We start from the raw sequence: 15,557 nt of genomic DNA on the forward strand, positions 1-15,557 counted from the left end.
CAATTTGGCTCACCCCAACGTACGGCAGCACGCAGGTTTGAGCCCCGGTGCTCCACTATCACGAACGTGATGACCACCATTGCTGGAAAATTCGTTCAACTCTATCCGGTAGTACCGTGCGGGCATACCAGATTGTCCATCCATTCTTCGGCAATGTGGGACAGCGAGAGGTCTGGCTTCCGGTCGAGCAGGAGTTCGAGCACGCGCGGTGGCGTCAGTGGCAGTTCCTGGACGCGCTTTCCTGTCGCATTCGCGACCGCACATGCGACTGCTGCGCCGACATTGAGGATCGGTACCTCGCCGGCTCCCTTGGTGCCGAGCGGTCCGATCGATGGAGCGCCTTCGTAGAGACTGGTCTCGACCGGCACGACATCGAGCGCCAGCGGCACGCGATAGGTTTCGAATCCGCTCTGGTTGACGCGACCGTTAGCGCCGATCGTCACCTCTTCGTGCAAGGCATAGCCCAGTCCCTGCACGACGCCCCCCTGGATCTGGCCCTGGATCGCGCGCGGGTTCAGGGCGCGGCCGACATCCTGGACGACGCGATAGCACAGCACTTCGACATGTCCGGTCTCTCTGTCCACGGCGACCTCGCAGTCATGGACAGCGAATACGGGGATGTCGATCGCGTCGATGAAGTGGCCGGCGACGCATCCCGGCATCGCCGGCACGCCGGCTCCCGTGAAGGCGCCGGTGCCGGAGATCGGTCCGATCTGGGCCTGGGCGCGGGTTGCGACCTCGGCGACCGTGCGGCCGGAGCCGGGTGCGCCCACGATCTCGATTCGTCCCTGGCGCATAACGAGGTCCTCGGGTGCTGCCTCGATCATGTCAGAGGCGACCTTGAGCAGTTTTGTGCGCACCTCCTGCGCAGCCGACAGGCTCGCTGCCCCGAGCGCGACCGTGGTGCGGCCGCCGCCGACGCCGACATCGTAGCCGGCCGCATCGGTGTCGGCCGCGCGCACGATCACATTTTCAGGGTCGATGCCGAGCGTACTGGCGACGATCTGCGGAAGGCTCTGCATCATCGAGCCGGAACCGATCTCGACGCCCGACGTCACGAGCGTGGCCGTGCCATCGGCATTCATGTTCACGGTTGCCGCCGAAGGACCGACAAAGACGAACCAGGTGCCGACCGTGGTGGCGCGGCCAAACAGCCGGCCGTCGGCCAGCTTGCGGGGCGGGGCGGCCGCGTCGCGTAGCGTGTCCATCCGCGCGAGCATCGGGCCGAGCACGTCGCCCTCGAACACCTGGCCGGTCGCGCCGATATCGCCATCGCCGAGCACGTTGCGGCGGCGGAAGGTGAGGGGATCCATGCCGATCCGGGCAGCGATCTCGTCGGTGTGCCGCTCCAACGCGAAGGTGTTGTAGACCCCGTTGCAACAGCGGAACGCCCCGTTCGGAGCGGTGTTGGTGTAGACCGCGCGCGAGACCAGCCTTACGGCGCCGAGCCGGTAGTTACCGCCGAGCGTGTGCGCGGTCATGGTGGTCAGGAAGATCTGTTCTCCGCCATACGCCCCGCAGTCCATCAGGACGACCGCTTCGCGCCCGACGATCTCGCCTTCGCCTGTCACCGCCGAGCGAATGCGGATCTCGGCATTCTCGCGGAACAGGCAGGTCAGCATCTCCTCCTCACGCGAGTTGACCAGCCGTACCGGCCGTCCGCTGGCGCGGGCGAGCAGGGCGGCGAAGGGTTCGACAGCCAGATCGAATTTTAGGCCGAAGCCGCCACCGACCGGTGGCACCGTGACGCGCACCTGCGATGCGGCGACGCCCAGCAGGCGTGCGGTTGCGTTGCGGACGCCCCAGGGCACCTGGGTCGACGTCTCGATGTGGAAGCGGCCGTCTTCGTAGCTTGCGACCACCGCGCGTGGTTCGAAAGCGACATGGTTCTGGCGGCCGACGCGGAACGTGCTTTCGATGATCTCGACGTCAGTCCGTGCGAAGGCGCCATCGACATCGCCGCGGACCACGGTCGCCTCCCAGGCGACGTTGCCTTCGCGTGCCCCGCCCTCGAACAGGACCTCGTACGCGCGCCAGTCAGGATGAACGAGCGGCGCTTCAGGTGCAAGCGCCCCGGCCATGGTGAGCACGGCCGGCAACGGCGCGATCTCGACTTCGATCGCGGCGAGGGCAGCCTGGGCTTGCGCAAACGTGTCGGCGGCGATCGCTGCCAAGGGCTCGCCATCGTAGCGGATCACGTCGCGGGCAAACAGCGGGTGATCGGCGATGCCGATTCCGATCGTGCCGGGTGCGTCGGCCGCCGTGACGATCGCACGCACGCCGGGCATGCGCGCGGCCATGGTGGTGTTGAGACGCAGGATGCGTCCAGAGGGCACGCCAGCGCGCAACACCGCTGCGTGCAGCATGCCGGGCAAATAGCGATCGATGGTGTAGCGCGTGTGTCCGCGCAGCTTGTCGCGGGCATCGCGGCGTCGGAAGTCCATGGTTGCAGAAACGTCGGCCATCGCTGGGCCTCCTATCATGTCGCGGCGAGCGCCCGCACAGCCGCTTCGACGATGCCCTCATATCCGGTGCAACGGCAGATGTTGCCGCTCAACGCCGCTCGGACGTCGTCGTGCGTTGCACCGGGCGTCGTCTTCAGGAGATGCGTCAAGGTCACCACCATGCCGGGAAAACACATGCCGCATTGCACGGCGTCGCAGGCCTCGAGCGCCTGCTGGATCGGATTCAATGTGCCATTTGCGCCGAGGCCTTCGACGGTGCGGACCTCGCAATCCTGTGCGAGCGCCGCGGGCATCAGGCACGACAAAGTGGGTTGGTCGTCGACCAGCACCATGCAAGCGCCGCAAAAGCCTTCACGGCATACCGGCTTGGCGCCGGTGAGATGAAACTCCTCGCGCAGGACGTCGACGAGCGGCGTGACGGGATCGGCGGCGAAGGCGCGACGATCGCCGTTGACGTTCAGGCTTGGGGCCACGTTCACCTCCATCATCACTGGTGTTCAGGTGCCGAGCGCGGCGACTGCCGCGCGCCGCACAAGGTTCGGCAACACACTCACGCGATACCAGGCCGGCACCTCCACGCTGTCGCGGCCGGCGAATTCATCGGCCAGTTCGGTGGCGACGTTGGTCGCCTGCGTCGGATCCAGCACATGGCCGAGCAACGCCGCTTCGAGCCGGACCCAACGGCGCGCCACCGGTTCGACCGAACCGATGGCGATCCGAACGGCCTGCATACGGTTTGCCGGATCGACATCCACCGCGAGGCTGACGATGGCGACCGGGTAGTCGCCCGACTGGCGCAGCGGCAGGCGCGCATGCGCGGTCTTGCGCGCGTTCCGGGGCACGACGATCCGCGTGAGCAGCCGACCGGGCGCGAGTCTCGATCGCATCTCGAGGAAGTGCTCCAGACTGATCCGCTCACGATCGCTTCGGCTGGCAATTTCGACTTCTGCATCGAGGCAGAGCAGCGCCGGTACGCAATCCGCCGCGGCGAACGCCGACGCCGAGAGGTTGCCCCCGATCGTCGCCATCGAGCGGATCGCCGGATTGGCGGAGTGGCCGGCCGCCGCGGCGAGGACGCCGAACTCGGGGAGGTCGGCCAGAGCCGCGGCGAGCGCTGCGTGTGTGACCGCAGCCCCAATTTCGATCGTGTCGGCGCCGATCCGGACCGCATTCAGTTCGGGAATCTTTCCGATCGCGACATAATGGGCCTTGAGCGATTCGTGCCGGATCGGAGACCGCATGATCCAGGTGCCGCCGGCAAAGGGAGCGCCGGCGGCGCCATAGTCGCTCAGCGCATCGAGTGCCGCCGGCAGCGAGGGAGCGACGTAGAAGGATCCCGCCGGTGTGTTTTGCACGAGAGAATTGATCGTCATTGGCGGCGCTCCAGTCGCAGGCGATCGAGCAGCACGCCGATGATGACGATCGCGCCCAGTACGATCATCTGGACGTAGCCGTCGATGCGGGTGAGATTCATGCCGTTGGACAGGATGGTCACGAACAAGGCGCCGAGCACCGCGGTGCCGACCCCGCCGCGTCCGCCGGCCAGACTCGTGCCGCCGACGACAGCGCCTGCGATCGCCTGCAGCGACAGCGAGCCGCCGAGATTAGGTTCGCCCGAGCCGGTGCGCGCCGTCATCATGATGGCGCCGAGGGCGGCGAGCGCTGAGCACAGCACATAGGTGAGAACCAGGATGCGCTTCACCGGCAAGCCCGCCACCGCTGCAGCGCGCGGGTTGGTGCCGATGATGTAGAGCGAGCGACCGAAGACGGTACGCGCCAGCATCAGTTGCAGCCCGATACCGATCGCGACAGTGATCGCGATGGCGGCCGGGACGCCGAATATGTTGCCGCCGTAGAAGATCTGCGAGAACGTGCCCGGCACGCCCTGCACGGGCCGTCCGGCCGACAGCGTCGTCGCGACGCCGATCGCGATATTGTAGCTGCCGAGGGTTGCGACAAAGGGGTTCACGCCGAGCAGCGCGATCACGACGCCATTGAACAGGCCGCACGCGATGCCAAGGCCGAATCCGGCGCCAAGTCCGGCGAGCAGGACGGTGGTTGTGTCATGGCCCGATGCGGTGGCGCCGGCCATCGCCAGCGCGGTGCCGACGCTGACCATCGATACCGTCGGACCAAGGGCAAGATCGAAGCCGCGCGTCAGGATAACCACGGTCTGCGCCATGGCAAAGAGTGCGAGATAGCTGGTCTGCTGGGCGATGTTGAGCAGATTGGCCGGGGAGAGTACGCGGCCGTCGACGGCGGCAAAGCCGAGCAGCAGCACGACCAGCGCGATCGGCAGAATCGCGTGCCAAAGCCACTCGGCCGGAAGCCATCTCGTGTGACCCGTGTCCTTGGCGGCGACCGACAATTCGAGGTCAGACACGGGACTTCCTCCGTCGGCTGAGTTCGTCCAGCGCCACGGCCGCTACCATGATGACGCCAAGGAAAACCGGCTGCAGGCGGGAGTCGATGTGCAGGAGGTTGAGCGCGTTGCCGAGGATGGTCAAAAACAGCGCGCTGATGGCGACGATCTCGACCCGGCCTACGCCGCCGCGCAGGCTGATCCCGCCGATCACGGCGGCGGCGATCGACTGCAACATCATGCGGTCGCCGCCAAAGCTGGCCTGGCCGGAACCGACCTGCGCGGTAAGCAGGATGCCGGCGAGCGCGGCGAGCACGCTGGAGAGGACGTAGGTGCCGACGATGTGACGCTGGATCGACACACCGGACACCACGGCCGCATCGACGTTGCCGCCGATCGCATAGATGTAGCGGCCGAACAACGTTCGCCGCTGCGCGAACATTGTCACGAGGATGACGGCGAGTGCGAGGTAGACAGCGGTGGGGAGCCCGAACACCTGGGCACGCCCAAAGCCTTTTACGAAAGGCTCCGGCATGCCGTAGACCGGGATGCCGCTCGTGATCATCAGGCCGACGCCGGCGGTCGCCGACATCGTGCCGAGCGTCACCACGAAGCCCGAGACCTTGAGCTTCGCCACGCAGAAGCCGTTGACGAGCCCGACCAGCAGTCCGCAGCCGAGTCCCGCAGCTACCCCGCTTGCAATGATGAGGGCGTTGTTGCCGGGAAACGCGACCGCCGCGGCCGCCATGGTCTTTGCGGTCACCACGCTGGCGAGCGCGACAACGGCGCCGACCGAGAGGTCAAAACCGCCCGCGATGATCACCAGCGCCTGGCCGCAAGCGACGATCGCGAGAAACGACGCGTTGCGCAGGATGTTGAGGATATTGATGATGCCGTAGAACTGGGGGTCGATCGCCGACATGCCGGCGATAAGCGCGACCAGCAACGCCGGCAACAATCCGATTCGTCCGGCGATCGATCGACCAGAGCCGATGGAAATCCGAGGTTGGGTCGCGGTGAGGGTCGTGCTCATGCGACATCCGCCACAAGATGATCGCGGAAGAAGCTCGCAAGCACATTTTGCTCGGTCTTCTCGGCGCCCCTCAGCTCGACGGCGACCCGGCCGTGGTGCATGACGTAGAGCCGGTTCGACAGCGCCAGCACCTCCGGCAATTCGGACGACACCACGATGACCGCGGCGCCGGCTTCGACGAGACGCTTCATGAATTCGTAGACCTCGAGCTTGGCGCCGACGTCGATACCAACGCTCGGCTCGTCGAACAGGAAGACGGTGAGCTCCCGCGTCAGCGCCCGAGAAAGCATCACTTTCTGACGGTTGCCGCCGGACAGCGCGCCTGCGGCCCGCTCGATGTTGGGCGGCCTGAGCTGCAACTGCTCCATGATGCCGGCGATCGTTATTCGCTCCGCAGCCTGCCGCAGCACGCCGAAGCGGGTGAACGCGGGCAGGTCGAGCCCGGTCATCGAGGCGTTCTCGCGGATCGGACGCGACAGCGCGAGCCCTTCGGCGATCCGGTTGGCGGGGAAATAGGCGATGCCATGCTTCAGGCTGCGCCGCGGCGCGGGGAATTCGTAAGGCAAGCCGTCGATCCGGACCACGCCCGAAGCCATCGGCTCCAGCCCGTAGATGGCGCGGATCAGCTCCGATTTGCCGCAGCCGACGAGGCCTGCAATGCCGGTGATCTCGCCCGCCTGGGCGTAGAAGTTCACGTCACGAACGCTGCCGTCGGTCAAGGTGAGGTTTTCGACGTCGACCATGACCTTGTCCGGTTTGTGCGCGATCGTCGGAAACAGCAGGTCGATCTTGCGGCCGGTCATCAGTTCGACCAGTTCGCCGTCGGTCGACGTGGTGGCATCGAGGGTGCGGATATGGCGGCCGTCGCGCAGCACGGTGACGCGGTCAGCGAGCGCTCTGATCTCTCGCATGCGGTGCGAGACGTAGATCAGCCCGACATTCTGGCTCTTCAGGCGGGCAATCAACTCGAACAGCCGTCCGGTCTCGCGCTCTGTCAGCGAGGCGGTCGGCTCGTCGAGGATAAGCAGACGCACGCGGCCGAGCAGCGCTTTGGCGATCTCCGTCATCTGCTGGTGCGCGCGCGAGAGATCGTCGACCCGTTGCGATGGATCAAGGTCGAAGCCAAGTTCGTCGATCAGCGCCCTGGCCCGCTTGCGCATCTCGCGCGCCCGCAACACGCCGCTGCTGGTGACTTCACGGCCGAGGAACAGGTTCTCTTCCACCGTGAGGCTCGGAACCAGCGAAAATTCCTGGAACACCGGGCTGATGCCGATCGCGCGCGCCCGCTGCGGCGTGAGGTGGCGGAGTTCCTCGCCGCCGAAATGGAATGTGCCTTCGTCGGGCGGAAACGTCCCCGACACCACGTTGATCAGGGTTGATTTGCCGGCGCCGTTCTCGCCGAACAGCACATGCAGTTCGCCGGCACGGACATCGAGATCGACCCGATCGAGCGCGCGGACGCCGGTGAATCGTTTTGAGATCCCCCGCAATGCGAGCAGGGGCCCGGTCTGCTTCAAGTCGATCTCGACATCCATCCCCATCTCCGCAGGCGGCCGGCAAGCAGGCGGGAGCACTTGTCTTCTCCCGCCGGCGTGTTGCCGGGGCTCACTTGAGGCGTTGATCTACTTGGCCTTGACCGAGTAGACCGGCTTCCAGCTTCCGGGCGCCAGCACGAGGCCCATCTGCAGCTTTGGCACGGTGGTCTTGTCGACTGCCGAGGCCAGCGGCTGGGCCAAGCTCATTACGGGTTTCTTCTCGATCAGACGGACGGCCTGATCGACCGAGACGGCGCCTTCGCCGACCGGGTACTGGGTCGCAAAGGCGAGGATGTCGCCACGGTTCAGTGCATCGAGCATGGCCTGGTTCTCGTAGGAGGACATGATCTTCATGTCGCTGCGGCCGGCTTCCGCAACCGCGCCGATCGCGGCTTCAGCGGTGGGTGCGGTGCCCCAGACCACGTTCATGCCCGGATAGGCCTGCAGCGCGTCCTGGATCAACTGGAGTTGGACCGCAACGCCGGAGTCGCCGAACTTCTCGGCAAGGACCTTGGCGTTCGGATTCTTCGCCACCGCCTTCTTGAAACCTTCGTTGAAGGATTCCGCCCAGCCCGAGCCGGCGGGACCCGGGAAGGTCACGATGTTGAGCTTGGCGTCGGGCTTGGCCTGCGCCAGCAGGCCTTCGCCGGTCACCCCGCCCATCGCGACGAAGTCGACATAGATCGCGGCGGGCAGGGCGTTGGGCGGTATCGGATTTGCGACACCGACCACCGGCACGCCCTTGGCTTTGGCTTCCTCGAATTTCTTGCTGAGGCCCGCACCGGAGATGGCGCCGACAATGATCGCGTCGGCGCCGCTGGCCATGCAATCGTCGAATTGCGAGAGCTGCTTCGGCAGGTTCTCGTAGCCACCGGCCTCGTAGAGGGTCATGTTGACGTTCATCGTCTCGGCCTGCTTGACGATGCCGTAGGCGACCGCCACCCAGAAGCTGTCCTTCATATGCGGGAACAGGACGCAAAGCCTGTAGGGCTTCTCGGCTTTCGGCAGCGGTGTGTACTCCGCCGGCTTCGGTGTGCCGGACGAGGCGTCGTAGACCTTCATCGGAAACCAGGGTGTCTCGGCGGCGGCGGGCGAGGTCGCCGCAAGTGCGAGGCCCGCGGCGACGCAGAGCGTGGAGCGGACCGGCCGAAGCCGGTTGACGGGAAGGCGCGTCGTACTGATCATAGCTCTATCCTCATGGTTCGAATGAAAGGCGAGGGCCGACGAGTTCGGATCCTCGTTTTGCATGCGCGCGCCGCGCCGCCCGTGGGCGACGCGGTTGCCGACGGGGATTAGTCCGCGGCCCACATCGCGACCGATCGTCGCTCGAATACCTCGCGGAACTGACGCGTGGATTCAGGAAGGAGAGTGCCGGTGCCCCAGTCGAGAATCACGGCGTGCTGGCGGATCACGTCGAGCGTATCGATCGCGCCGCTGCGATAATTTTGCGCCACCACTTCCGGGTCGAGCCGCGCCTTGGCGACGCGCTCGGCCCTGATCTTGACGCGGAGTGCATCGGTCGCGGCCCTGTCGATCTCAAATTCGCAGAGCTCGGCGTCGATGGTCTGCACCACCACGCCGTAGTCCTTGGCGGCGCGTTCGACCGAGACGTAGTCGTCCTTGATGTCCTCGACCACGAGACGCGGGTCGCGCAAAAGCGGATCGCCGAACCCGCCGCCACCGGCTGTGGGGCGCGAGAACACGTCGCCTTCGCCGATCGGCACGTCGGAGAAGATCGAGCCCAGCCGTTCTTCGGCGGCGGCCCCTGCGCGATGCAAGGTCAGGCCATGCGGCATCGAGGGCAGGCCGCCTTCAATACCCCAGACCACGGCGCGCTCGCGGTCGCAGATATAGGAGATCACCGTCTTCTCCGCCTGCAACATCCGCGAGGTCTTCACCATCCCTGCACCGCCGCGCCATTTGCCAGGCCCGGGCGAGTCGGTGAGGATTTCGCACTTGGTGGTCAGGATCGGATTGGCGCGCTCCTGGCCCTCGACAGGCTGCGACATCAGACCGGTGCCGAAGCAGGCGGTCGTGACGTTGCTGCCGTCCTTGCCGTTGCGTCCGCCCCAGCCCCCCGGCAGCCAGTCGTAGAACATGAAGATCGGCTTGTCGGAGCTGCGGGCGTCGAGACCGCCGGTGAGCAGGTATTCGAGGTTGAAGGCGCAGGCCAGCGCGCGCTCCGGCATCAGCTTCGACCACATCTCGTAGATCGAGTTCATGATCTTCTCGAACGGCATCAGGAAGCCGGTGACTGCGATCGGCCATTTGGCATCGACGATCGAGCCCTCGGGCGCGATGATGTCGAAGCAGCGGTAGAAGCCGGAGTTGAGGGGCAGGTCGGGAAAGAAGGTCTTCATGCCCGCCGCGACGGCCGAGAAGGTGGCGCCGAAGGCCGAATTGTAAATCGAGCCAATGGTCGGATGGCTGCCGGTGAAATCATAGATCGCGCGGTCGCCCTTGATCGTCATCTTGATTCGGATCGGAATCATCCCTTCGCCGCCGGCGGGATCGCGATCGATGAAGTCGACTGTCTCCCATTCACCGTCCGGGAGCGCGGCGATGCGCTGGCGCGCCGAGCGCTCGACATAGTCCTGGACCGCGGCAAGTCCCGTCTCGACGGTGTCGCGACCGTATTTGTTGACGAGGCGAAGGATTTCGCGCTCGCAGACCTGCGTCGCCTGGGCCTGCGCCTGGATGTCGCCAATGATCGAAGCCGGATCGCGCGTGTTCGAGGCGATCAAGTGCGCGACGTCCCTGCGCAGACCAGCCTTGTCAAACAGGCGTATCGGGGTGATGCGCAGCCCCTCGCGGAACATCTCGCGGGCGGCGACGTCGAACGACCCGGGCACGCTGCCGCCGACATCGGACCAATGTCCGTTCGACTGGCTGAAGGCGATGATCTTGCCGTCGGCAAAGATCGGCCGAATCAGGCGTACGTCGGAAAAGTGCGTGCCGCCTGCATAAGGGTCGTTGATCGCAAAGACGTCACCTTCATGCATATCGCCCTCGAAGTGGCGCATGACATCCTGGCAGGTGAAGTGCAGGGTTCCGACATGGACGGCGATGTCCTGATTGCCCTGGGCTGCACATTCACCCTTGGCATCGTGCAGAGCGCTCGAGAAATCGCGGTTGTAGATGACGAAGGAATAGCAGGTCCGCAGCACCTGTTCGCCCATCTGGTCGACGCTGGTGATGAAGGAGTTCTTCAGGACTTCGAAGGTTACGGGGTCTAGCGCGAGATTGCCGGCCATCAGCTCACTCCTTCACGCGGATGATGATGTTGAGGTATTTGTCGACTTCGGCGCTGGCACCGGGCGGCACCACGGTGGTCGCGTCGACTTGTTCGATGATCGCGGGACCTTGGAAGCTGAAGCCGCAGGGCAGGTCGTCGCGCTGGAACACCGGCGTGTCGAGCCCGTTGCCATCGAACCACACCCGGCGCCGGTCGATCGGCTCCGGGATTGTTCCGGTGGGCTTGTGCACGGCGAACTCGGCCTTGGGAACGATGCCGACAGCCTTCAGGTTGAGACGGAAGAAGCTGACGGGAGAATCGTCGCGGCGGTAATTGTATTCGCGCCGATGCTCGTCGTGGAAGCTCTTGACGAGGTCGGCGATCGCGCCGATCGGGCGCGGCGCGCTGACGGCGAGCGACCGCCACTGGCCGCGATACATCATATCGATCGACCTCTGCAGCACGATGTCCTGCTGAGCGACGCCTTCGTGCGTCAGCCGCGCCAGTGCTTCCTTCTCCAGCGCGACGAACTGCGCCTCGATGTCGGCGGCATCGGCCTCGTCGGCGCCGACCATACAGCTTTGCGAGAAGTCGTGCTGCATGTCGACCAGGAGACATCCGAGCGCCGAGGTCACGCCGGGATTGGGCGGCACGATCACGACAGGGATCGCGAGTTCGCGGGCGACGTCGACGCCATGCAAGGCGCCGGCGCCGCCAAAGGCGACCAGCGCGAAGTCGCGCGGATCGTAGCCACGGCTGATCGAGATCAGCCGTACCGCATCCGACATGTTGGCGTTAGCGACTTTCAGGATCGCGTCCGCGGCCTCGTGCAGGCCGAAACCGAACGGCTTTGCGACGCCGTCCTCGACGGCCTTGCGCGCAAGTTCGGGATCGAGCATCACCTTGCCGCCGGCCAGACTGGTGCCGAGCCGACCCATTGTCACATTGGCGTCGGTATTGGTCGGTTGCGCATTGCCATTGCCGTAACAGGCCGGGCCTGGATGGGCGCCGGCCGATTGCGGGCCGTTGCGCAGGGAGCCGGCCGAATCGCTCCAGGCGAGCGATCCTCCGCCCGCGCCGATGGTGAGCACCTCGATGGACGCAAAGCGGATCGGGTAGCCGTATTCGATGTACCAGTCCTTGGTGATGCGTGACTGCCCCTCATAGGCAAGCGAAACGTCGGTCGAGGTACCGCCCATGTCGAGGCCGATTGAATTGGGAAAGCCGCAAAGGCCCGCAATGTAGCGGCTGGCAATGGCGCCGGCGGCGATGCCGGAACCTGCGAGGCGCGCGGCGAAATCCTTGACGCTTGCCGGCGTCATGACGCCGCCGCCGGTGTGCAGCAGCAGGAGATCGCGGCTGTAGCCTTCATCGGCAAGGCGCTCGCCGAGGCGGCTCGTGTAACTGACGACGACCGGGCTGACGACGGCGTTGACGACCGTTGTCGAGAATCGCTCGTGCTCGAAGATTTCCGGAAGCACCTGCGAGGAGATCGACACTGGAGTGTCCGGCATCTCCGCCAGCAGGATGTCGCGCATCGCGCGCTCATTCTCGCCATTCAGGTAGGCATTCATGAAGCAGACCGCGATCGCGGCCACGCCCCGGCGCTTTAGAGTGCGCGCGACCTGGCGCGCGGCGTCAGTGTCGAGCGGCTGGATCACCTTGCCGGCCGCATCGACGCGTTCGGGTACGGTCAGTCGGTCGCGTCGTGGCACGTAGGGTTTGACGACGTCCTTGTAGGTGTCCCAAAGGTCTTCCTTGTTGGCGCGCCGGATCTCGATGACGTCGCGGAAGCCGTCGGTCGTCACCACGGCCGTGCGCGGAAGGCGGCGTGTGATCAGTGCGTTGGTCGCAACCGTGGTACCGTGCGAGAACAGCGCCACCTTGGACAGATCGATGCCGGCCTTGGAGACACCGCCCATGATCCCCTCAATGGGATCCTGGGTCGTGGACGTTTTCTCGATGCGGATGAGACCGGTGGCCTCGTCCATGATGCAGATGTCGGTAAAGGTGCCGCCGACGTCGACGGCCACGCGTAGATTTTGCACGATACGGCTTCCTTTCCAACGCGTGCCGGGCGAGTTTGGAACGACGGTTCAGGCTCGCCGGATCGATGATCCAGCTGGCCGCAGACGGCGCGTTCGACCGGCGGATTTCGAATAATGTCGCGAGGATTATAGGCAGGCCGTCGGCGGCGCTCTTGACGCTGAGCGCAGGAAGATTTGTGCCAGAGAGCACGACCGGCTCGGCCGTGTCGCGCCGGTTCGGTGTCTAGCCTGCCCGAGAAGTGATCAACGGTCGGATCAGGAGGACGACAAGAGCCGTCATTGCGTCACGGGTTGGCTGCGCGCGACACCGCCCGCGCTTCACTCGGCGTGCAGCCAAACCGCCCACGGTAGTTGCGGCTAAACTGCGCCTGGTCGCCGAAGCCCCAATGATAGGCAATTTCGGCGATGCTCTTACGACAGTGCGGATCGCGCAGCATGGCATCGCACATCAGCAGGCGCTGGGCGCGGATATAGGTGCTCACGGTGACGCCTTCGCCTTCGAAGATCTGGTGGAGATATCTGAGCGAAATGCCGCAACCATCCGCCACCGTCTGCGGCGTCAGCCGCATGTCGTCGAGGTGGGTCCGGATAAAGTGCTCGCAGCGATGAAGATGCGCATTGCGGATCGTGGACGAGTGCCCCGCCAGCACGCGTTCGTCGGATTCGACGGCCATCGCCAGCAAATCGATGAGATGCTTGCCCATCATGGTTCGTGCAGTCTCGTCCATTTCCTCGATGCGCTCGCCGGAGAGACGGAGCGTATCGACGAAGAGCGCGCCGACGCTGCGGCTGGCGTCGAATTGCAAGGTTGCGAGGCGTTCGGGGCGGGAGATCCGTCCGCGCAGCACGGCGCTTGGGATTTTCAACACCCAGAGCGCGGCGGGATCGTGGTGGCTGAACTCGTAGGGCAAATGGCTGCGCTCGATCAGGAAGGCGCCCGGTCGGCAACGGATGTCCTTGCCGTCCTGCTCGAAGCGGATTTCGGCGAGCTCCGGCACGGTGATCAGGAAGCATTCCTCGCGTTCATTCACGAGGTGGCGTTCGTGCCGCTTGTAAAGCAGGCCGTCGCAGACGTTGCGGGAGATCGAAACGGGCCCGAGCGACCAAGCGCCCAACCTGCCGTGGAAGTCATGACCTCCGAGAAAACGAAGATCCAGCGAGTAGTAGATGTCGGAGACGACCTTCTGCCAGAACTGGCGGCGATGCTGGGCGGAAATGTCGTTGGTCGCGAAAGTGGTCTGCATCCCTGCGCTCCGTCACTGCGGTCGATTGCTGGGGTCTTATCGTCTCTCCTGGTGTGGACCATCCATCGTGCCGATGTGGCGGCGAGCGAGATCGGTATCGTCATCTCAACCGCTGATGGCCGCACTGCATACTGCACTCCCGCTGCCGTCATCGACGTCAGCTTGGCGAAGACGGCAGGATGACGTCAAGTCCAATGGAAGGGGAAGCCGATATTTTAGGCCGTGCCTGCTCAATTTCGATCAAGGCAACCGAAGGATGGAGGCCGCGATCGACAACAGCCTCCCGGTCTGTCCGGAGAGGTTGCCCATTGTCGGAGCAGTGCTGGCGAGCAGGCCCGTGAACTGTCGCGACAGCATGATGCCGCATGGCGCCGCCGGGCACCCCGGCGTCGGTGCGTTGTCCTAGCGTAGTCGTGCGGACGCCGCCGCGATGCGCTGGCAGGCCTCAAAAAGTTCCGCAGCCGACGTTGCGTAGGAGATCCGGAAATACGGCGCGAGGCCAAATGCAGAGCCGGGGACGACCGCGACGCCGACGGAATGGAGCAGATACTCCGCGAAGGCCGTATCGCTCGCGACGATGTCGCCGTCAGGAGCCTTCTTGCCGATCAGGCCTGCGCAACTGGCGAAGGTGTAGAACGCGCCTTCGGGCACGCGGCAGCTGATGCCCTCGATCCCGTTCAACGCGGAAACGACGAGATCGCGGCGCGCTTGAAACGACCGGCAGTGGTCGCGCACGATCTCCTGCGGACCGTCGAGGGCCTCGACAGCCGCGGCCTGGCTGATCGACGACGGGCAGGACGTCGATTGGCTCTGGACGACGGCCATGGCGCGGATCATCGCGCGGGGCCCGCCGGCGTAGCCAATGCGCCAGCCGGTCATCGCATAGGCCTTGGAAACACCGTTGACCGTCAGGATGCGGTTGCGAAGCCGCGGTTCGATCGCGGCCGGTGTGACAAAGCGGAAATCGTCGTAGACGATGTGCTCGTAGATGTCGTCGACGATCAGCCAGACATGCTGGTGTCGCGATAGCACGTCGAGCAGCGGCCGATAGTCAGCTTCGGAATAGGCCGCTCCGGTAGGATTCGATGGTGAATTCAATATCACCCAGCGCGTGCGTGGCGTGATCGCCGCTTCGAGGTCGCCAGCGGTGAGCCGGAAGCCGTTGGCTTCCGAACACGGCACCAGAACCGGCTTGCCGCCTGCAATGAGAACGATGTCGGCGTAGCTTACCCAAAATGGCATCGGGATGATGACCTCGTCGCCCGGATCGAGGCTGGCCATCATCGCATTGTAGAGCACCTGCTTCGCACCGCTTGAAACCGTGATCTCGTCCTGCGCGAATTCAAGACCGTTGTCGCGCCGGAACTTGGCGCGGATTGCGGATTTGAGTTCGGGCGTTCCATCGAGTGCGGTGTACTTGGTCGCGCCTGCGTGCATGGCACGCGCAGCCGCGTCCTTGATGTGAGCGGGCGTGTCGAAGTCAGGCTCCCCGGTGCCGAGGATGATGATATCCTTGCCCTCGCGCTTCAGATCCGTGGCGAGGCCGGTGATCTTGAGGATCTCCGACACCCCGATCGAGGAAAGCCGGGAGGCCGACCGGAAATGCGATGATGTCTGCAGCGGCGCGTTCACGGC

The 15,557-nt window shown here is 65.1% G+C and carries 11 protein-coding genes; all 11 read right to left on the bottom strand.

Annotated features, from left to right (window positions below; genetic code table 11):
• Nucleotides 1-101 precede the first annotated feature (101 nt).
• Entirely contained in the window at nucleotides 102-2,465 is a 2,364-nt protein-coding gene (locus ACSQ84_RS03145) for a xanthine dehydrogenase family protein molybdopterin-binding subunit (RefSeq protein ID WP_436210180.1), read from the bottom strand.
• A gap of 14 nt (nucleotides 2,466-2,479) precedes the next feature.
• Nucleotides 2,480-2,938 (bottom strand): (2Fe-2S)-binding protein, encoded by a 459-nt coding sequence (locus ACSQ84_RS03150; RefSeq protein WP_436210181.1) that lies wholly within the window; start codon nucleotides 2,936-2,938, stop codon nucleotides 2,480-2,482.
• A 24-nt stretch (nucleotides 2,939-2,962) separates the two neighbouring features.
• Nucleotides 2,963-3,838 (bottom strand): FAD binding domain-containing protein, encoded by an 876-nt coding sequence (locus ACSQ84_RS03155; RefSeq protein WP_436210182.1) that lies wholly within the window; start codon nucleotides 3,836-3,838, stop codon nucleotides 2,963-2,965.
• Complete coding sequence (locus tag ACSQ84_RS03160) at nucleotides 3,835-4,848, bottom strand: ABC transporter permease (RefSeq protein WP_436210183.1); 1,014 nt, start codon at nucleotides 4,846-4,848, stop codon at nucleotides 3,835-3,837. The genes ACSQ84_RS03155 and ACSQ84_RS03160 overlap by 4 nt, the downstream gene beginning before the upstream one ends.
• Nucleotides 4,841-5,860, bottom strand: coding sequence for an ABC transporter permease (locus ACSQ84_RS03165; protein WP_436210184.1), 1,020 nt, complete (start codon nucleotides 5,858-5,860; stop codon nucleotides 4,841-4,843). The genes ACSQ84_RS03160 and ACSQ84_RS03165 overlap by 8 nt, the downstream gene beginning before the upstream one ends.
• On the bottom strand, nucleotides 5,857-7,395 hold the full coding sequence (locus ACSQ84_RS03170; protein WP_436210185.1) for a sugar ABC transporter ATP-binding protein: 1,539 nt from the start codon (nucleotides 7,393-7,395) through the stop codon (nucleotides 5,857-5,859). Before ACSQ84_RS03170 ends, ACSQ84_RS03165 begins: the two co-directional genes overlap by 4 nt.
• A gap of 87 nt (nucleotides 7,396-7,482) precedes the next feature.
• Nucleotides 7,483-8,580, bottom strand: a complete 1,098-nt coding sequence (gene torT, locus ACSQ84_RS03175; RefSeq protein WP_436210186.1) for a TMAO reductase system periplasmic protein TorT — start codon at nucleotides 8,578-8,580, stop codon at nucleotides 7,483-7,485.
• 107 nt (nucleotides 8,581-8,687) lie between these two features.
• On the bottom strand, nucleotides 8,688-10,649 hold the full coding sequence (locus ACSQ84_RS03180; protein WP_436210187.1) for a hydantoinase B/oxoprolinase family protein: 1,962 nt from the start codon (nucleotides 10,647-10,649) through the stop codon (nucleotides 8,688-8,690).
• A 4-nt stretch (nucleotides 10,650-10,653) separates the two neighbouring features.
• The gene (locus ACSQ84_RS03185) at nucleotides 10,654-12,678 is read right to left on the bottom strand and encodes a hydantoinase/oxoprolinase family protein (protein ID WP_436210188.1); all 2,025 of its coding nucleotides are present in this window, start codon (nucleotides 12,676-12,678) and stop codon (nucleotides 10,654-10,656) included.
• Nucleotides 12,679-12,962: 284 nt separating this feature from the next.
• The gene (locus ACSQ84_RS03190; RefSeq protein ID WP_436210189.1) at nucleotides 12,963-13,922 is read right to left on the bottom strand and encodes a helix-turn-helix domain-containing protein; all 960 of its coding nucleotides are present in this window, start codon (nucleotides 13,920-13,922) and stop codon (nucleotides 12,963-12,965) included.
• Between the two features lie 402 nt (nucleotides 13,923-14,324).
• On the bottom strand, nucleotides 14,325-15,554 hold the full coding sequence (locus ACSQ84_RS03195) for a pyridoxal phosphate-dependent aminotransferase (protein ID WP_436210190.1): 1,230 nt from the start codon (nucleotides 15,552-15,554) through the stop codon (nucleotides 14,325-14,327).
• Nucleotides 15,555-15,557 lie beyond the last annotated feature (3 nt).

The organism is Bradyrhizobium sp. LjRoot220 (genome assembly GCF_964252915.1).
Taxonomy (GTDB): Bacteria; Pseudomonadota; Alphaproteobacteria; order Rhizobiales; family Xanthobacteraceae; genus Bradyrhizobium.

Excerpts from the sequence above, each read along its gene's own strand:
- ACSQ84_RS03145 (WP_436210180.1), bottom strand. The coding sequence starts at position 2,465 with ATGGCCGACGTTTCTGCAACCATGGACTTCCGACGCCGCGATGCCCGC.
- ACSQ84_RS03165 (WP_436210184.1), bottom strand. The coding sequence starts at position 5,860 with ATGAGCACGACCCTCACCGCGACCCAACCTCGGATTTCCATCGGCTCT.
- ACSQ84_RS03180 (WP_436210187.1), bottom strand. The coding sequence starts at position 10,649 with ATGGCCGGCAATCTCGCGCTAGACCCCGTAACCTTCGAAGTCCTGAAG.
- torT (WP_436210186.1), bottom strand. The coding sequence starts at position 8,580 with ATGATCAGTACGACGCGCCTTCCCGTCAACCGGCTTCGGCCGGTCCGC.
- ACSQ84_RS03155 (WP_436210182.1), bottom strand. The coding sequence starts at position 3,838 with ATGACGATCAATTCTCTCGTGCAAAACACACCGGCGGGATCCTTCTAC.
- ACSQ84_RS03190 (WP_436210189.1), bottom strand. The coding sequence starts at position 13,922 with ATGCAGACCACTTTCGCGACCAACGACATTTCCGCCCAGCATCGCCGC.
- ACSQ84_RS03170 (WP_436210185.1), bottom strand. The coding sequence starts at position 7,395 with ATGGATGTCGAGATCGACTTGAAGCAGACCGGGCCCCTGCTCGCATTG.